The organism is Ollibium composti, assembly GCF_004801285.1.
In the GTDB taxonomy this organism is placed as follows: Bacteria; Pseudomonadota; Alphaproteobacteria; order Rhizobiales; family Rhizobiaceae; genus Mesorhizobium; species Mesorhizobium composti.
Window position 1 is genome coordinate 261,364 of the sequence record NZ_SSNY01000005.1, and the last position, 16,159, is coordinate 277,522.

The window sequence follows — 16,159 nt, forward strand, 5'->3', positions numbered from 1 at the left end:
CTTCCTTGAGGGTCGTGCCGTTATGGGACGCCTCGCCGGCCATTTCAAGGCTGTTGGGGCGGCGTCCGACATGCCGCCTCTGCTTGACGAAGCCGGCCTTTTCATGTCGATACGCCGGCAGGATGACCACGCAAGCCGCCCTTTCGCCGATACTGGACCATGCCACGCTGCGGGAGCGGCTGGGCGCGCGCTCGGTCGTCTTCGTCGGCCTGATGGGCGCTGGCAAGACGGCGATCGGGCGCAAGGTGGCCGGCATGCTCGGCCTTCCCTTCATCGACAGCGACCACGAGATCGAAGCTGTGTCGCGCATGACCATTCCCGACCTGTTCGAACGCTATGGCGAGGCCGAGTTCCGCGCACTGGAACAGCGCGTCATCCATCGGCTCCTGACGGAGAACGGCCCGCAGGTGCTGTCCACCGGCGGCGGCGCCTTCATGAACGAACAGACGCGCGAGGCGATCGCCGAGCACGGCATCTCGGTGTGGCTGAAGGCGGACCTGGACCTCCTCATGGAGCGTGTGTCGAAGAAGCAGAACCGGCCCTTGCTGAAAAATGACAATCCACGCGCGGTCCTGCAAAGGCTGATGGAGGTCCGCTATCCGGTCTATGCGACGGCGGAAATCACCGTCACCACGCGCGACGAGCGCAAGGAGGTGATCGCCGCCGAGGTGGTGGAGGCGCTGGCCGGGCATTTCGGCATGACGGCGGGTGCCGGCGAAGGGGAGCGTTCATGAGCGAGCCGGTCAAGGTCGAGGTCGGGCTGGGCGAACGGGCCTACGACATCCTGATCGGGCCGGGCCTGCTTGGCCGCGCCGGTGCCGAGATCGCCGCCCGGCTGCCAGGCGCACGCGTGGCGGTGGTCACCGACGAGAACGTCGCGGCGGCGCAACTTCCCGTTTTGCAGGCAGGCCTGGAGGCGGGCGGCGTCTCCAGCACGGTCATCACCGTGCCGCCGGGCGAAAAGACCAAGAGCTTTTCGCATCTGGAAACCGTGGTGGACGGCATCCTCGCCGCGAAACTCGAACGGCGCGACGCGGTGATCGCGTTCGGCGGCGGCGTCGTCGGCGACCTGACCGGTTTCGCCGCCGGTATCGCCCGTCGCGGCATGCCGTTCGTGCAGGTGCCGACCTCGCTGCTGGCGCAGGTCGATTCCTCCGTCGGCGGCAAGACCGGCATCAATTCGCCGCGCGGCAAGAACCTCGTCGGCGTCTTCCACCAGCCGAAGCTGGTGCTGGCCGACACCGAGGCGCTCGACACGCTGCCGGTGCGCGAGTTCCGCGCCGGTTATGCCGAGGTCGCCAAATACGGGCTGATCGACCGGCCGGATTTCTTCGCCTGGCTGGAGAAGAACTGGCAGGCCGTGTTCGCCGGCGGCGCGGCGCGCATCGAGGCGATCGCCGAGGCCTGCCGCGCCAAGGCCGACGTGGTGGCGCGCGACGAGTTCGAAACCGGCGACCGAGCGCTGCTCAACCTCGGCCACACCTTCGGCCATGCGCTGGAGGCGGCCGTGCAGTATGACGGCGCGCGTCTCGTGCATGGGGAGGGCGTCGCCATCGGCATGGCGCTGGCGCATCGCTTCTCGACCCGCATGAACCTCGCCAGCCCGGACGACGCGGCCCGCGTCGAGGCGCATCTGAAGGCGGTCGGCCTGCCGTGGCGCATGGCCGACGTGCCGGGCGGCCTGCCGGACGCCGAGGCGCTGCTCGGCTTCATCGCCCAGGACAAGAAGGTGTCGCGCGGCACGCTGACCTTCATCCTCACCCACGGCGTCGGCAAGTCTTTCGTCGCCCGCGACGTGCCGGCCTCCGAGGTGCTTTCCTTCCTCAAGGAGAATCATCCCGGATGACCGGTGCCGGCTGGATCGTCGCTGCGTGCCTGGCCGCACTGATCGTGCTGGCCGGCCTGTTTCGCGACCGGCTGGCGAGGGCTGCGGGTTATGTGCCGCCCAGCGGAGAACCCCGGCCGGAAGAACCGCGCAACGGCAACGGTTCGCCGGATCGTGACGGCGACGCTGTCAGCGAGCATCGCCGCCGCCTCGACGCGCTGTTCAGGCTGACCGAGCTCAACGAGCTGGAAGTGTCGGACGTCATGGTCCATCGCACCGCCATGCGCTCGGTCAATGCCGACGATCCGCCCGAGGCGGTGGCGCGCGAGATCCTGCAAAGCCCGCATACGCGCATGCCGCTGTGGAAGGGCTCGCTCGACAACATCGTCGGCGTCGTCCACGCCAAGGACCTGCTGCGCGCGCTGAACGAGGTCGGCAACGACTTTTCGCGGCTCGACCTGATGAAGGTGGCGGCGCGGCCGTGGTTCGTGCCGGACACCACGACATTGCAGGAACAGCTCAACGCCTTCCTGCGCCGCAAGGCGCATTTCGCCGTCGTCGTCGACGAATATGGCGAGGTCGAAGGACTGGTGACGCTGGAAGACATCATCGAGGAGATCGTCGGCGAGATCGCCGACGAGCACGACATCGACATGCAGGGCGTCAAGCAGGAGGCCGACGGCTCGGTGGTGGTCGACGGCACGGTGCCGATCCGCGACCTTAACCGGGCGCTGAACTGGGCCTTGCCCGACGAGGAGGCGACGACGATCGCCGGCCTCGTCATCCACGAAACGCAGTCGATCCCGGAGGAGCGTCAGGCGTTCACCTTCCACGGCAAGCGCTTCGTCGTCATGAAGCGCGACAAGAACCGCATCGCGCGGCTCAGAATCAGGCCGGTATCCGTCGAGGTTGAGCCTCCGGCGCCGCGGCCGGACTAGGTTTCGGCCAGAAATACCGCGCTGCGGCGATCGCCACTGCAGCTCCGATGACCTCGGCGACGACGAAGCCGGCGACATGCTGCGGCAGGATGCCGGCGGGCGTCGCGGTGAAGGCGCGAATGATCGTCATGGCCGGATTGGCGAAGGCGGTCGAGGCGGTGAACCAGTAGGCCGCGCCGATATAAAGCCCGACCATCGCCGGCACCACCGCCGGCGTGCGGGCGAAGCAGCCGAGGATAACCAGGATCAGGCCGAAGGTGGCGATGGCTTCGGCGAGCCAGTGGCCGGAGCCGGTGCGCGCCACTGTGGCGAGTTCGAGGATCGGCAGTTCGAACATGGCATGCGCGGCCCACACGCCGATGAGGAAGCCGGCAAGCTGGGCCAGGCAGTAGGGTGCGACATCGCGCCATTTCAACTGGCCTGTCGCCGCGAAGGCAAGGCTGACGACCGGGTTGAGATGACCGCCCGAGACGGGGCCGAACAGCCAGATCAGCACCGCCAGCATGGCGGCTGTCGAGGTCGAGGTGACGAACAGGGCAAGGGCCGCCGATCCCTGCGCCAGTTCCGCGCCCATGATGCTGGAGCCGACGACGGTGGCGAGCAGGAAGGCCGAGCCCAGCGCCTCGGCGGCCAGCCTCTTGGAAAGCGGTTCGTTCATCGCCTCACCATCTGACCTTTTCGCCCGGCGCCGCCGGCTCGATGGCAAGCGCGTGCACGCCGGCTTTCAATTCGTCGGCCAGCACGGCGTTGATGGCGCGGTGGCGCTCGACGCGGCTCATGCCCGAGAAGGCAGGTGCGATGATACGGACGCGGAAATGCGTCTCGCCGGTGCCGTCGAACTCGGCCTGCTCGCCGTTCTCGATGTGGTGATGGCCGGCATGCAGATGGCTTTCGTTGACGACGCTCAGCCGCTCCGGCGAAAAAGCCCTGTTAAGCTTGTCTTCCATCGTCGCCTGTATGGACATATCCGCGCTCCGTCACCACATTGCGGTCGTTCCCGACATGATCGTCTCATGTGCGCCGCGATTCAGCGGTAGGGCCATCGCCGCGAAAATGTCAATTCTTGTTTCGCAACCGCGAAGCGCCCATAAATGGGGTGGAATGAAACCCTACCCGAAATATTTCGAGAAGATCCGCGTGCGGCCCGACCCCGACGCCGAGGTGAAGTCGCGCGCGCCGATCTGCCAGTGGGACGGCTGCCAGCAGCCGGGCACCCATCGTGCGCCGGTGGGGCGCATGAAGGAGGGCGAGTATTTCCGCTTCTGTTTCGACCATGTGCGCGAATACAACAAGGGCTTCAACTATTTCTCGGGACTGGCCGACAGCGATATCGCGCGCTTCCAGAAGGAGGCGCTGACCGGCCACCGCCCGACCTGGAAGATGGGCACCAGCGCCGGCGCCGGGACGCGCTCGGCGCCCGATTTCGCCGACAAGCGCTCGGGCCGGGCCGGGTACTACCGCTCGATGCGCGATCCCTACAACCTGTTCGGCGACGGGCGCGAGCGCACGGCTCCGCGCGAGCGCAAGACGATGCCCCTGGAGGCCAAGGCGCTGGAGACGCTGGGCTTGGACGGCCGCGCCGGTGCTGCCGAGATCAAGGCGCGTTACAAGGAACTGGTGAAGCGCCATCACCCCGACGCCAATGGCGGTGATCGCGGCTCGGAAGAGCGGTTTCGCGAGGTGTTGCAGGCGTATCGCCTGCTCAAGCAGGCGGGTTTGTGTTGAGCCAGCGGCGAAAGTGGCCGATTTCCAACTTTCTTCCCGCCGCAAAACGCTCTAAGACCGCCCCGCACAGTTTTTTATGCCGGCGAAACGGCACGTTTCGCCCGTGGAGACGTTGAGGCATTCATGAACAAGGTCGATCGCGACATCGCCAACCTGCCGGACACGACGGTGTCGGTGAAGGACACTTTCGGCTTCGAGTCCAAGATGGTGGTTCCGGCTTATTCGGCTGCCACCGAGCATGTGCCGGACATCGATCCCGACTATCTGTTCGACCAGGCGACCACCATGGCGATCCTGGCCGGCTTCGCCTTCAACCGCCGCGTCATGGTGTCGGGCTATCACGGCACCGGCAAGTCGACCCACATCGAGCAGGTGGCCGCCAGGCTCAACTGGCCGTGCGTGCGCGTCAACCTCGACAGCCACGTCAGCCGCATCGATCTCGTCGGCAAGGACGCGATCGTGCTGAAGGACGGCAAGCAGGTGACGGAGTTCCGCGACGGCATCCTGCCCTGGGCCTACCAGCACAACGTCGCGCTGTGCTTCGACGAATATGACGCCGGCCGCCCGGACGTCATGTTCGTCATCCAGCGCGTGCTGGAATCGTCGGGCCGGCTGACCCTGCTCGACCAGAGCCGCGTCATCCGCCCGCATCCGGCCTTCCGCCTGTTCGCCACCGCCAACACCGTAGGGTTGGGCGACACCACCGGCCTCTATCACGGCACGCAGCAGATCAACCAGGCGCAGATGGACCGCTGGTCGATCGTCACGACGCTGAACTACCTGCCGCATGATAACGAGGTGAATATCGTTCTGGCCAAGGCCAAGCACTACCGCGACGCCAAGGGCAAGGACATCGTCAACAAGATGGTGCGTGTCGCCGACATGACGCGCTCGGCCTTCGTCAACGGCGACCTGTCGACCGTCATGAGCCCGCGCACGGTCATCACCTGGGCCGAGAACGCCGAGATCTTCGGCAATGTCGGCATGGCTTTCCGGCTGACCTTCCTGAACAAGTGCGACGAGCTGGAGCGGCCGGTGGTGGCCGAGTTCTATCAGCGCGCCTTCGGCGAGGACCTGCCCGAAAGCGCCGCCAACGTCGTGCTTGGATAGCAGGCCGCCGATGGCCGGACCCGGCGACAACACGCGCAACAAGCCGAAGAACGGCTCGGAAACCGACGCCTTCAAGCGCTCGGTGACGGTGTGCATGCGCGCCATCTCCGGCGACAAGGAGCTGGAAGTCGGCTTCGCCAAGGACCGGCCGGCGCTGGCCGGCAGCCGCGCGCGGCTGCCCGAGCTGCCGAAGAAGCCGTCGCCGAACGACATCGCCGTCACCCGCGGTCTTGGCGATTCCATGGCGCTCAAGCGCGCCTGCCACGACCAGCGCATCCACCTGAAGCTGGCGCCCGAGGGCAAGCAGGCCCGCGCCATCTTCGACGCGGTGGAGCAGGCCCGCGTCGAGGCGATCGGCTCGCGCATGATGGCGGGCGTCGCCGACAACATCACCTCCATGCTGGAGGACAAGTACGCAAAGGCCAATTTCGCCGACGTCAAGGACAAGGCCGACGCGCCGATCGAGGAAGCGCTGGCGCTGATGGTGCGCGAGAAGCTGACCGGCCGCGCCGCGCCGAAGAGCGGCGAACGGCTGGTCGACTTGTGGAAGCCGTGGGTCGAGGACAAGGCCGGCGCCGACCTCGACGGGCTTGTCGACAAGCTGGACGACCAGAACGCCTTCGCCCGTGTCGTGCGCGACATGCTGGCCTCGATGGACATGGCCGAGGAACTGGGCGACGACCAGGACGCCGAGGACAGCGACGACGACGCCGAGAACCAGCCGGAAGGCGAGGAAAACAGCGAGGAAGGCGGCGAGGACGATTCCAGCGGCGAGGATACGCAGCAACAGGACGCCGAGGCTTCCGACGACGACGAGCAGTCGAGCGAGGCCGAGGCGACCGACGCTACCTCCGAGGACCTGTCGGACGAGGAGGAAGCCGACGCCGAGACGCCGGGCGAGGCCAAGCGCAACGACAATCCCTTCAACACGCTGTCGAAGGACATCGACTACAAGGTCTTCACCACCCAGTTCGACGAGACTGTCGGCGCGGAGGAACTCTGCGACGAGGAAGAACTCGACCGGCTGCGCGCCTTCCTCGACAAGCAGCTCGCCAGCCTGTCGGGCGTCGTCGGGCGGCTGGCCAACCGCTTGCAACGCCGGCTGATGGCGCAACAGAACCGCTCCTGGGACTTCGACCTCGAGGAAGGCTATCTCGACCCGGCCCGCCTGGTGCGCGTCGTCATCGACCCGATGCAGCCGCTCTCCTTCAAGCAAGAGCGCGACACCAAGTTCCGCGATACGGTCGTCACGCTGGTGCTGGACAATTCCGGCTCGATGCGCGGCCGGCCGATCACGGTTGCGGCCACCTGCGCCGACATCCTTGCCCGCACACTGGAGCGCTGCGGCGTGTCGGTGGAGATTTTGGGCTTTACGACCCGCGCCTGGAAGGGCGGGCAGGCGCGCGAGAAGTGGCTGAAGGACGGCAAGCCGGTCGCCCCCGGCCGTCTCAACGACCTGCGCCACATCGTCTACAAGTCGGCCGACGCACCGTGGCGGCGCGCGCGTCGCAACCTCGGCCTGATGATGCGCGAGGGGCTCTTGAAGGAAAACATCGACGGCGAGGCGCTGCTGTGGGCGCACCAGCGCCTGATCGCGCGGCCCGAGCAGCGCAAGATCCTGATGATGATCTCGGACGGCGCGCCGGTGGACGATTCGACGCTGTCGGTCAATCCGGGCAACTATCTGGAGCGGCACCTGCGCGCCGTCATCGACCTGATCGAGACGCGTTCGCCGGTCGAACTGCTCGCCATCGGCATCGGCCATGACGTGACGCGCTACTATCGCCGCGCCGTCACCATCGTCGACGCCGAGGAACTGGCCGGCGCCATGACCGAGCAGCTTGCCTCGCTGTTCGGCGAGGAGACGCCGCGAGAGACGCGTCGCGGCGGCCTGCGGCGCGCTTCGTGAGGCTTTCCGCGCTGTCACGCTCGCCGGGTATGGGGGCGTTGATGAGGACATGGTTTGCCTCTCTGGCGGCTTTGGCGTTTCTTGCCGCCGCCCCACCGGTCCTGGCCGGGCCGTCCTCCGTCGAACCCGTCGCCGTTTCCGTGCGCCCGATCAGCCAGTTCCGCATCGGCCGCGACGACAGGCTTTTCGGGCCGCTGGAGTTCGTCGGCGGGCTGGAGATGACGGCGCCGGTCCGCGATTTCGGCGCGCTGTCGGCCTTTCGTTTCCTGAAAGACGGCAGCGATTTCATCGGCGTGGCCGACACCGGCTTCTGGTTCTTCGGTTCGGTCGAACGCGATGCCGGCGGGCGCCCTTCGGGCATCGCCGGCTTCCACATGCAGCAGATGGTGGACAAGGACGGTAAGGCGATCGCGAAGAAATGGCAGGTCGATGCCGAGGGCCTCGCGGTCCGGGACGGCGTCGCCACGGTCGGTTTCGAGCGCAACCATCGCGTTGCGCAATACCGCATCGACGCCGGCGCCATGAAGGTGCCGTTCCGCCAGCTCGATTTCCTCGTTCCGGTCGAGGAACTGCGCCAGAACCGCGGTTTCGAGACGGTCGCCTATGCCAATTCGGACGGCCCGCTCAAGGGCGCGCTGGTGGTGGTGTCAGAAAAGAGCCTGGACAAGGCTGGCAACGTCTTTGCCGCAGTGCTCGAAGGCCCGCGCAAGGGCGTCTTCACGGTCAGGCGCGACGGCGATTTCGACATCACCGACGGCGCTTTCCTGCCGAATGGCGACCTGCTGCTTCTGGAGCGCAGCTTTTCCATCGCCACCGGGGTGAGGATGCGGCTCAGGCGAATCCTCGCCGAAGGCATCGCGCCCGGTGCGGTCGCCGACGGCCCGGTGCTGATGCAGGCCGACATGGGCTACCAGATCGACAATATGGAAGGCATGGACGTGTGGAGACGCGCCGACGGCGCGCTGATGGTTTCGCTGATGTCCGACGACAACCATTCCATCCTGCAGCGCAATCTCTATCTGGAATTCATCCTGCACGAGGATTGATCCGGCCGCTATGCGGATCTCCTGACGGCGAGCCAGATCGTATGGCGTGCACCGCGCTTGCCGTTGGCGCGGATATTGACCTCTTCGACGGCAAAGCCTGCGCCGGCCAGCCGTCGCGTGAAGCCGGCGTCCGGAGCCGACGACCAGACCGCCAGCACGCCGCCCGGCTTGAGCGCCGCATGGGCCTCGGCGAGGCCGCGATGGCCGTAGAGCGCGTCGTTGCCTTTGTGGACGATGCCTTCGGGGCCGTTGTCGACGTCGAGCAGGATGGCGTCGTAGGCGGTGGCGCGGTCGCGGATCAGCAGCCCGACATCGGTCTGCCGGACGCTGACGCGCGGATCGTCGAGGCAGGAGCCGAACACCGTCGCCATCGGGCCGCGCGCCCAGGCGACGACAGCCGGAACGAGTTCGGCCACCACGACCTTAGCGTCGCCACCCAGGGCATCCAGTGCGGCACGCAGCGTAAAGCCCATACCCAGGCCGCCGATGAGGATTCTTGGCGCGTTGCGGCCGTTAATCCTTTCGCACGCCAGCGCGGCGAGGGCTTCCTCGGAACTGGAGAGCCGGCTGTTCATCAGCTCGTTCGTGCCGAGCATGATCGAGAATTCCGTGCCGCGCCGTTTCAGGCGAAGCTCGCCGCCATCCGGTAGCGGCGCCCTGTCCAATTGGACCCAGGGAATCACGCGGCGACCGCCGGCCGCATCCAGCGCGCGGCGATCAGCCGGTAGGGGATCAGCGCGAAGACGGCGATCAGGAGCTTGACCGACAGGTCGCCGAGCGCCCAGGAGAGCCAGCGCATGGTCTCGACAGAAAACATGCCGAGCAGCGGGGCAGGCTCCAGCGCGAAAGCGTCGCCCGGTCCAACGAAGGCGAAAGCGGCCGAAAACGCGATCGTGAAGAAGATCGCGGTATCGAAGATCGAGCCGGCCAGCGTGCCGAAGATCGGCGCCCGCCACCAGCTTTGTCGTCTCAGCCAGTTGAACACCGTCACGTCGAGCAGTTGTGCTGTCAGGAAGGCCGCGCCGGAAGCGGCCGCGATGCGTACCAGCCGGTCGGCATGCGTCTCGAACTCGATCCAGCCGGCCTTGAACAGCAGCGGCGGGGCGACGATGGAGGTGACGACCGCCAGCATGAAGCCGACGAAGACGATCCTGCGCGCCACCGCCGGCCCGTAGCGGCGGTTGGCGAGGTCGGTGACGAGGAAGGCGAAGGGATAGGTGAAGGCGCCCCAGGTCAGGATATCTGCCAGGGCCAGGCCGCCGAGGCTGCCCTGCATGGGGAACTGCACGAGGATGTTGGAGGTGACGACGACAAGCGCCATGGCCGCCACGAAAGGCAGGTAACGGAACAGGAAATTCATTTTTTTATCCTGGGTTATGGAACCAGTGGGAGCTTGCCTGTCAGGCGCGCTCCCGCAGAGGCGGTCGTCCCCCGCCTGAATTCCTTAGGCGGCCTGCTCGGCGACCTTCTTGGCGATCTGCTTCTTCAAGAGGCGGGCGCGCTGCGACAGCTCCTTCTCGTTCGCCTTGGCGAGGAAGGCGTCGAGGCCGCCGCGATGCTCGACCGAACGCAGGGCATTTGCCGAAATGCGCAGGCGCACGTTCTGGTTCAGCGCTTCCGAGATCAGCGTGACGTTGACCAGGTTCGGCAGGAAACGGCGCCGGGTCTTGTTGTTGGCATGGCTCACATTGTTGCCGGTCAGGACGGCTTTGCCGGTGAGTTCGCAGGCGCGGGACATGTTTGCTACCTTCAGGTTCTGCTCGGGCCAAATCGTGCTGCCGCGCCGGACGGCGCGCGGACTGCTCAAGCGGCCTCATGGAAAAAGTTGGCGTTCCATAGTGGCATTTCGCAGGGGCGTCAAGCGCAAGCTGGCGGGGCGAAGGCCGGCCGCTTCACATTGCCGCCGGAATCGCCCCTATATCAAGGGCAATCTTGCAACCGCGAGCGCCGGAGTCTAGCCGCATCGTGTTCCGTCATGTCGCCCTGCTTGCCATGCTGGCCGCCGTGTCGCCGGGCGCGATGGCGTATGCGGGCACGTTCCATGGCGAGTACACGGTTTCCTATTTCGGCCTCACGGTCGTCAAGGCCAGCTTCGACAGCCGCTACGATGGCGATAGCTACACCGTGGACGGCCGCGTGGCGGCGGCGGGCCTTGCCCGCCTGTTCGACGACACCACCGGCACGCTGAGGGCGACGGGCAGGGTCACAGGTCAGCGCGTCGTGCCGCAGAGCTTCCGCGCCGACTACACGTCGGGCAAGAAGGCGTCGATGCTGGACATCCGCTTTTCCGGCGGTTCCGTCACCTCGACAAAGGTACTGCCGCCGCCGAAGCCGCGTCCGGAGGACTGGGTGGCGATCGACCTCAGCGACCTCAAGGGCGTGCTCGACCCGACCGCCACCACGATCGTGCCGGCCGCCGATCTCGATTCGGTCTGCAGCCGCACGGTCAGGATATATGACGGCGAGATGCGCGCCAACCTGACGCTCTCCCTTGCCGCCAAGGGCGAGATAGCCGTTCCCGGCTACAAGGGGCCGACGGTGACCTGCCGGATGCAGTTCGAGCCGGTCTCGGGCTACCGCAAGGGACGCAAGGGACTGCAATATCTGAGGACCAAGAGCCGTATCCTCGTGACCTTTGCGCCGCTCGGGCAAACCGGCGTATATGCGCCGATCCGCGCCACGGTGGGCACCGAGATCGGCACGCTTACCGTCAACGCGCGACGTTTCGAAACGACGCAGTAAGGCGCCGCGCGCCCTGCGAAGGCCAGGGGGACTGCAAATGGCGCGCGCGACACTGATCGGCTTTTCGGCCATCGCCATGTGGGCGCTGCTGGCGCTTTTGACTGACGCCTCGGGCTCCATGCCGCCGTTCCAGCTTTCGGCGATCTGCTTTGCCATCGGCACCTGCGTGGGACTCGCCGCGCGCGCTTTCGCGCCGCCGGCACGGCGGGAAAAAATCCCGCCCCAGGTGTGGCTGATCGGCATCGCCGGTCTGTTCGGCTACCACTTCTTCTACTTCACCGCGCTGCGCAACGCGCCAGCGGTGGAAGCGAGCCTCATCGCCTATCTGTGGCCGCTGCTGATCGTGCTGGGCTCGGCGCTGATGCCAGGTGAAAAACTCGCCTGGAACCATGTCGCCGGCGCGCTGCTGGGACTGGCCGGCACCGTGCTCATCATCACCAAGGGTGGCGGGCTTTCCTTCGATGCGCGCTATGGCTTCGGCTATGCGATGGCAGGGGTGTGCGCCTTCCTGTGGTCAGGCTATTCGCTTCTGTCTCGGCGCTTCCCCTCGGTGCCGACGACGATCGTCACCTGGTTCTGCCTGGCGACGGCTGTGCTCTCGCTCGTCTGCCACCTGCTGCTGGAGGAAACGGTCTGGCCCGCTGGCACCGGCCAGTGGCTGGCGGTACTAGGGCTCGGCCTGATGCCGGTGGGGGCTGCCTTCTACGCCTGGGACATCGGCGTCAAGCGCGGCAACATCCAGGTGCTGGGCGCGGCGAGCTACGCCGCACCGCTGCTTTCGACGCTGGTGCTGATCGCGGCAGGCTTCGCCGAGCCAAGCTGGCGCATCCTTGCGGCCTGCATGCTGATCACTGGTGGCGCGGTGCTGGCGGCAAAGGCGCTGCTGTTCGGTGGACGCAAGGTCGCGGCCGCGGAGGCGGGGCGCTAGGCGGCCAGGATCACCGCTCCGACGCGACCACGGGCTGCCAATCGGGGGCGGCCAGCTCGAAGGCAGAAAAATCGAAACCGGGTGCGACCGTGCAGCCGACCAGCGTCCAGTCGCCCAGGCTTTTAGCCGTCTGCCAGCAGCCGGCGGGGACGACTGCCTGCGGGCGCTGGCCGGCGGCGAGGTCGGGGCCGAGACGATGCTTTTCGACCCGCCGACCCTCCTCGTGGATGGACAGTTCCAGCGGTGCGCCGGCGTAGAAATGCCAGATCTCGGCGGCGTCCCTGACGCGATGCCAGGCCGAGACCTGGTCCCGCTCCAGCAGGAAATAGATGGCGGTGGAATGGCCGCGTCCGCCTTCGGGAGCGTCGCGAAACGTCTCGACATACCAGCCGCCCTCGGGATGCGGCTTCATGCCGAGGGTTTCGATGACGGTGCGCGGGGTCACGGCCGGCTCAGAAATTGTCCTTGCGGCGGCGGATCTCGGCGAAGACGGCGTCGCTGGACGCCTGCTCCATGCCGAGGTGCCTGCGGATCGACGGGTCCGACCAGCGCAGGAACGGATTGGTGGCCAGTTCGTCGCCTATGGTGGTGGGCAGCGTCGGCCGGCCCGCCTCCCGCAGCGCCTCGACCGTTTTCGCCCGCGCCTGCAGCGCCTTGTTGTCGGGATCGACCGTCAGCGCGAAGCGGGCGTTGGAAAGCGTGTATTCATGGCCACAATAGACTTTCGTGTCCGGCGGCAGGTCCGACAGCTTCTTCAGTGATTCGTACATGACATCGGGCGGGCATTCGAGCAGCCGCCCGCAGCCGAGCGCGAACAGCGTGTCGGCGGCGAAGACGACGCCGGACTGGGGCATGTAATAGGAAACGTGGCCGGCGGTGTGGCCGGGCGTGTCGATCACCTCGATCTCCTCGTTGCCGAAGCCGATGGTCGAGCCGCCGCGTACGGTGTCGTCGATGCCGGGAATCCTGTCCTTCTCGCCCTCGGGACCGATGATCTTCAGCCCGAAGCGCTTCTTCAGGGCAAGGTTGGCCTCGACATGGTCGGCGTGATGATGGGTGATGAGCAGGAGTTTCGGCACCCAGCCGGTCCGCTCGATCGCTGCCAGGATTGGCTTTTCCTCCGGTGCGTCGATCAGCGCCGTGTCGCCGGTCACCGGGTCGCGCATCAGCACGCCGAAATTGTCCTCGCGGCACATGAACTGTTCGATCTCGACGGCCATCCGCCTTCTCCTCTTGCATTCGTCTGTCGAAGTCACAGATAGGGCGGACGGATGCGGCTGTCACCCGCCAATGTCGCCGCCGTCGCCTTTGTTGAACTCCACCCGCTTCGCGGATACCGTCCCGCCATGCATTCCGACATTGTCGACCTGCGCTCCTTCTATGCCTCGACGCTCGGCCGGCTGGCGGAGCATTCCATCACCATGGCGCTTTCGTCGGTATGGGCGAGTGTGCCGAACGAACGTCTCGTCGGGCTGGGCTATACGCTGCCCTGGCTGGAACGGTTCGGCGCGGATGCGGAGCGCGTCTTCGCCTTCATGCCGGCGGCGCAGGGCGCGGTGGTGTGGCCGGCGACGGGGCCGACATCCACCGCGCTGGTGTTCGAGGAGGACCTGCCGCTTGTCGACGCCTCGGTGGACCGCATGCTGCTCGTCCATTCGCTCGAGCATACCGAGAATCCGCGCGAGACGCTGAACGAAATCTGGCGTGTGCTGTCGCCCGCCGGCCATGTCGTCATCGTCGTGCCCAACCGACGCGGCATGTGGGCGCGCTTCGAGCACACGCCCTTCGGCACCGGCCGTCCCTATTCGCGCGGCCAGCTCGCGGAACTGCTGCGCGAGGCGAACTTCACGCCCGCCGCCTGGGCCGACGGATTGCATTTTCCGCCGTCGCCGCGCCGTTTCATGATGCGCTTCCACAATGTGCTGGAGCGCGGCGGCAGGCGGTTCTGGCCGATCTTCTCGGGCGTGCTGGTGGTGGCGGCGCAGAAGCGGCTCTATCAGGGGGTGCCGGCGGCGCAGCGCGCTTCGCGCAGGGTCTTCGTGCCGGCGCTGTCGCCGCAGGGCGTCACCGGCCTCGGCCGTGTCGGAAGCCGTTCGACGCGGCATGGAGCCGATCCCGCATGAATGCGCCCGAGACCACCGAAATCCAGGCGAGCAGCCTGTCCGACCAGCTCGCGACCATGCGGCAGGCGCTGGCGGGTTCGCCGATCACCCGCAGGATCGCCTGGGCATCTGCCGCCATCCTCGCCGTCATCGTCGCCACGTCGTTCGGCCAGATCCTGCTCAACCGCTGGAACCAGCCCTTCTACGACGCCATCCAGCGGCGCGACGTGGCCGAATTCCTGCATCAGCTCGTGGTGTTCGCAGCCATCGCCGGCGGCCTGATCCTGCTCAACATCGCGCAGCAATGGCTGAACCAGCGCATCAAGCTCAGGCTGCGCGAGGTGCTGACGACCGATCTCATCGAGGAATGGATGCGGCCGAACCGTGCCTTCCGCCTGACCCATGCCGGCGCCATCGGCGTCAATCCGGACCAGCGCATGCAGCAGGACGCCGGCCATCTCTCCGACCTGACGACAGGCCTCGCCATCGGCTTCGTGCAGGCGCTGATCCTGCTCGTCTCCTTCGTCGGCGTGCTGTGGACCCTGTCGGCCGGCTTCGTCTTCCATCTCGCCGGCCATTCCATCGCCATCCCCGGCTATATGGTGTGGGCGGCCTTCCTCTATGCCGGCCTGGCGTCGCTGATCAGCTGGCTGGTCGGCCGGCCGCTGATCGAATTGAACAGCGATCGCTACACGCGCGAGGCGGAACTGCGGCACTCCATGGTGCGCGTCAACGAGCATATCGACGCCATTGCGCTCGCCGATGGCGAGGGCCAGGAAAAGAAGCGACTCTCCCTCGACCTCGGCGCCGTGCTCACGGCCATGATGCGTATCTATACGGCGCAGATCAATCTCGCCTGGGTCACCGACACCTATGGCTGGATCACCGTGGTGGCACCCATCCTGGTGGCCGCACCCGTCTATTTTGCCGGCGATATCTCCTTCGGCGGGCTGATGATGGCGGTGGGCGCCTTCAACCAGGTACATTCCTCGCTGAAATGGTTCGTCAACAACATCGGCGCCATCGCCGACTGGCGCGCGACGCTGATGCGGGTGGCCGACTTCCGGCTGGCGCTGACGGAGACGGACACGCTGCACGGCGCCGAAGGTCATATCGAGCTTGCCGAGAACGCCGACGGGTCGATGAGCTTCGAGGGGCTGGAGATCAAGTCGCCCGACGGTTGTACGCGGCTCACCGAGGATCATGTGCGCATCAAGCCGGGCGAACATGTGCTGGTGAGCGGCGATCCGGGCACCGGCAAGACGCTGTTCTTCCGCGCGCTCGCCGGGCTGTGGCCATGGGGCAGCGGACGCATCGGCATGCCGAAGGGGGAGACGCCGGTGTTCATTCCGCGCACGCCCTATTTCCCGCCGGCGCCGCTGCGCGAGGTGCTCGTGCGTTCGAGCGACGAGGCCCGCAAGGACGACGCGGCCCTCAAGGCGGCTCTCGGCGAGATGGGACTGGACCATCTTGCCGGCTCGCTCGACCGTTCGGCGCGCTGGGAGCACGAGTTGAACGACGACGAGCAGCGGCTTCTGGCCTTCGCGCGGCTGGGACTGGAAAAGCCGCGCTGGATCGTCATCGACGAGGCGCTGGATACGTTCGACGGCGCGACGGTGAAGCGCATTCTCGCCATGCTGGAAAAACGGCTTCCGGAGGCCGCCGTCGTCAACATCGGCCGCGGCCTTCACAACCACGCCTTCTTCCCGCGCGCACTCAACATCGTCAAGCGCGAGGGCGGCGAGCCGCTGCGGCCGCCGCGCATGCGCGCCGGCGCCATCGAGCCGCCGCCCGCTATGCCCAAGCGCAAGAAGGCGGCGTCATCGGTCTGACG

18 protein-coding genes are annotated in these 16,159 nt (G+C 66.7%); 11 read left to right on the forward strand and 7 right to left on the reverse strand.

Translation table 11 applies throughout. The features are described from left to right. Positions 1 to 122: 122 nt before the first annotated feature. Genes E6C48_RS11125 through E6C48_RS11135 form a run of 3 tightly spaced genes read left to right on the forward strand, consistent with a single transcriptional unit; the run spans position 123 to position 2,763 of the window. Positions 123 to 734 (forward strand): shikimate kinase, encoded by a 612-nt coding sequence (locus E6C48_RS11125; protein WP_136357108.1) that lies wholly within the window; start codon positions 123 to 125, stop codon positions 732 to 734. Further along, a complete protein-coding gene (gene aroB / locus E6C48_RS11130) occupies positions 731 to 1,846 on the forward strand; it encodes a 3-dehydroquinate synthase (RefSeq protein WP_136357110.1) in 1,116 nt (371 codons plus the stop codon). Before E6C48_RS11125 ends, aroB begins: the two co-directional genes overlap by 4 nt. After that, positions 1,843 to 2,763 carry a transporter associated domain-containing protein gene (locus E6C48_RS11135; protein WP_136357112.1) on the forward strand — a complete coding sequence of 307 codons (921 nt, stop codon included), beginning with the start codon at positions 1,843 to 1,845 and terminating at the stop codon, positions 2,761 to 2,763. The genes aroB and E6C48_RS11135 overlap by 4 nt, the downstream gene beginning before the upstream one ends. On the opposite strand, the gene E6C48_RS11140 is transcribed toward E6C48_RS11135, so the two are convergent. Then, positions 2,714 to 3,421, reverse strand: coding sequence for an aquaporin (locus E6C48_RS11140; protein ID WP_136357114.1), 708 nt, complete (start codon positions 3,419 to 3,421; stop codon positions 2,714 to 2,716). The two genes, E6C48_RS11135 and E6C48_RS11140, sit on opposite strands and share 50 nt — an antisense overlap. Positions 3,422 to 3,425: 4 nt before the next feature. Next, positions 3,426 to 3,728: a BolA family protein gene (locus E6C48_RS11145; protein ID WP_136357117.1), complete on the reverse strand. Its 303-nt coding sequence runs from the start codon at positions 3,726 to 3,728 to the stop codon at positions 3,426 to 3,428. Between the two features lie 136 nt (positions 3,729 to 3,864). Between E6C48_RS11145 and E6C48_RS11150 the strand changes: the two genes are divergently transcribed. The 4 genes from E6C48_RS11150 (at position 3,865) to E6C48_RS11165 (ending at position 8,553) form a co-directional block, all read left to right on the forward strand. Next, positions 3,865 to 4,488 carry a J domain-containing protein gene (locus E6C48_RS11150; RefSeq protein WP_136357119.1) on the forward strand — a complete coding sequence of 208 codons (624 nt, stop codon included), beginning with the start codon at positions 3,865 to 3,867 and terminating at the stop codon, positions 4,486 to 4,488. Between the two features lie 123 nt (positions 4,489 to 4,611). Beyond that, positions 4,612 to 5,598 (forward strand): cobaltochelatase subunit CobS, encoded by a 987-nt coding sequence (gene cobS / locus E6C48_RS11155; RefSeq protein WP_136357121.1) that lies wholly within the window; start codon positions 4,612 to 4,614, stop codon positions 5,596 to 5,598. Between the two features lie 10 nt (positions 5,599 to 5,608). Continuing rightward, positions 5,609 to 7,507 carry a cobaltochelatase subunit CobT gene (gene cobT / locus E6C48_RS11160; protein WP_136357123.1) on the forward strand — a complete coding sequence of 633 codons (1,899 nt, stop codon included), beginning with the start codon at positions 5,609 to 5,611 and terminating at the stop codon, positions 7,505 to 7,507. A 41-nt stretch (positions 7,508 to 7,548) separates the two neighbouring features. Then, positions 7,549 to 8,553 carry an esterase-like activity of phytase family protein gene (locus E6C48_RS11165; RefSeq protein WP_230978727.1) on the forward strand — a complete coding sequence of 335 codons (1,005 nt, stop codon included), beginning with the start codon at positions 7,549 to 7,551 and terminating at the stop codon, positions 8,551 to 8,553. 8 nt (positions 8,554 to 8,561) lie between these two features. On the opposite strand, the gene E6C48_RS11170 is transcribed toward E6C48_RS11165, so the two are convergent. The 3 genes from E6C48_RS11170 to rpmB all read right to left on the reverse strand — a co-directional run bounded on the left by E6C48_RS11170 (position 8,562) and on the right by rpmB (position 10,291). Next, positions 8,562 to 9,236 (reverse strand): spermidine synthase, encoded by a 675-nt coding sequence (locus tag E6C48_RS11170; protein WP_136357125.1) that lies wholly within the window; start codon positions 9,234 to 9,236, stop codon positions 8,562 to 8,564. Then, positions 9,233 to 9,913: a queuosine precursor transporter gene (locus E6C48_RS11175; RefSeq protein WP_136357127.1), complete on the reverse strand. Its 681-nt coding sequence runs from the start codon at positions 9,911 to 9,913 to the stop codon at positions 9,233 to 9,235. Before E6C48_RS11175 ends, E6C48_RS11170 begins: the two co-directional genes overlap by 4 nt. Positions 9,914 to 9,997: 84 nt before the next feature. Further along, positions 9,998 to 10,291 carry a 50S ribosomal protein L28 gene (gene rpmB, locus E6C48_RS11180; protein WP_136357129.1) on the reverse strand — a complete coding sequence of 98 codons (294 nt, stop codon included), beginning with the start codon at positions 10,289 to 10,291 and terminating at the stop codon, positions 9,998 to 10,000. 254 nt (positions 10,292 to 10,545) lie between these two features. On the opposite strand from rpmB, the gene E6C48_RS11185 reads away from it, so the two are divergent. Both E6C48_RS11185 and yddG read left to right on the forward strand, forming a co-directional pair. Further along, positions 10,546 to 11,295 (forward strand): DUF3108 domain-containing protein, encoded by a 750-nt coding sequence (locus E6C48_RS11185; RefSeq protein WP_136357232.1) that lies wholly within the window; start codon positions 10,546 to 10,548, stop codon positions 11,293 to 11,295. A gap of 37 nt (positions 11,296 to 11,332) precedes the next feature. After that, on the forward strand, positions 11,333 to 12,223 hold the full coding sequence (gene yddG, locus E6C48_RS11190) for an aromatic amino acid exporter YddG (RefSeq protein WP_136357131.1): 891 nt from the start codon (positions 11,333 to 11,335) through the stop codon (positions 12,221 to 12,223). Positions 12,224 to 12,233: 10 nt separating this feature from the next. Here the strand turns inward: yddG and E6C48_RS11195 are convergent, their stop codons facing one another. Continuing rightward, the gene (locus E6C48_RS11195; RefSeq protein WP_269142528.1) at positions 12,234 to 12,668 is read right to left on the reverse strand and encodes a cupin domain-containing protein; all 435 of its coding nucleotides are present in this window, start codon (positions 12,666 to 12,668) and stop codon (positions 12,234 to 12,236) included. A gap of 7 nt (positions 12,669 to 12,675) precedes the next feature. Further along, positions 12,676 to 13,443, reverse strand: a complete 768-nt coding sequence (gloB, locus tag E6C48_RS11200; RefSeq protein WP_136357133.1) for a hydroxyacylglutathione hydrolase — start codon at positions 13,441 to 13,443, stop codon at positions 12,676 to 12,678. Between the two features lie 126 nt (positions 13,444 to 13,569). On the opposite strand from gloB, the gene E6C48_RS11205 reads away from it, so the two are divergent. Both E6C48_RS11205 and E6C48_RS11210 read left to right on the forward strand, forming a co-directional pair. After that, positions 13,570 to 14,346 carry a class I SAM-dependent methyltransferase gene (locus tag E6C48_RS11205; protein WP_136357236.1) on the forward strand — a complete coding sequence of 259 codons (777 nt, stop codon included), beginning with the start codon at positions 13,570 to 13,572 and terminating at the stop codon, positions 14,344 to 14,346. Then, the gene (locus tag E6C48_RS11210; RefSeq protein ID WP_136357135.1) at positions 14,343 to 16,157 is read left to right on the forward strand and encodes an ABC transporter ATP-binding protein/permease; all 1,815 of its coding nucleotides are present in this window, start codon (positions 14,343 to 14,345) and stop codon (positions 16,155 to 16,157) included. Before E6C48_RS11205 ends, E6C48_RS11210 begins: the two co-directional genes overlap by 4 nt. Positions 16,158 to 16,159: the final 2 nt, after the last annotated feature.

Bases quoted from the DNA above. Each gene is read 5' to 3' on its own strand.
- E6C48_RS11165 (WP_230978727.1), top strand. From the start codon at position 7,549: ATGAGGACATGGTTTGCCTCTCTGGCGGCTTTGGCGTTTCTTGCCGCC.
- aroB (WP_136357110.1), top strand. From the start codon at position 731: ATGAGCGAGCCGGTCAAGGTCGAGGTCGGGCTGGGCGAACGGGCCTAC.
- E6C48_RS11150 (WP_136357119.1), top strand. From the start codon at position 3,865: ATGAAACCCTACCCGAAATATTTCGAGAAGATCCGCGTGCGGCCCGAC.
- E6C48_RS11145 (WP_136357117.1), bottom strand. From the start codon at position 3,728: ATGTCCATACAGGCGACGATGGAAGACAAGCTTAACAGGGCTTTTTCG.
- E6C48_RS11175 (WP_136357127.1), bottom strand. From the start codon at position 9,913: ATGAATTTCCTGTTCCGTTACCTGCCTTTCGTGGCGGCCATGGCGCTT.
- cobS (WP_136357121.1), top strand. From the start codon at position 4,612: ATGAACAAGGTCGATCGCGACATCGCCAACCTGCCGGACACGACGGTG.
- E6C48_RS11140 (WP_136357114.1), bottom strand. From the start codon at position 3,421: ATGAACGAACCGCTTTCCAAGAGGCTGGCCGCCGAGGCGCTGGGCTCG.
- E6C48_RS11210 (WP_136357135.1), top strand. From the start codon at position 14,343: ATGAATGCGCCCGAGACCACCGAAATCCAGGCGAGCAGCCTGTCCGAC.
- E6C48_RS11205 (WP_136357236.1), top strand. From the start codon at position 13,570: ATGCATTCCGACATTGTCGACCTGCGCTCCTTCTATGCCTCGACGCTC.
- gloB (WP_136357133.1), bottom strand. From the start codon at position 13,443: ATGGCCGTCGAGATCGAACAGTTCATGTGCCGCGAGGACAATTTCGGC.
- yddG (WP_136357131.1), top strand. From the start codon at position 11,333: ATGGCGCGCGCGACACTGATCGGCTTTTCGGCCATCGCCATGTGGGCG.
- rpmB (WP_136357129.1), bottom strand. From the start codon at position 10,291: ATGTCCCGCGCCTGCGAACTCACCGGCAAAGCCGTCCTGACCGGCAAC.
- E6C48_RS11135 (WP_136357112.1), top strand. From the start codon at position 1,843: ATGACCGGTGCCGGCTGGATCGTCGCTGCGTGCCTGGCCGCACTGATC.
- E6C48_RS11125 (WP_136357108.1), top strand. From the start codon at position 123: ATGACCACGCAAGCCGCCCTTTCGCCGATACTGGACCATGCCACGCTG.
- cobT (WP_136357123.1), top strand. From the start codon at position 5,609: ATGGCCGGACCCGGCGACAACACGCGCAACAAGCCGAAGAACGGCTCG.
- E6C48_RS11185 (WP_136357232.1), top strand. From the start codon at position 10,546: ATGCTGGCCGCCGTGTCGCCGGGCGCGATGGCGTATGCGGGCACGTTC.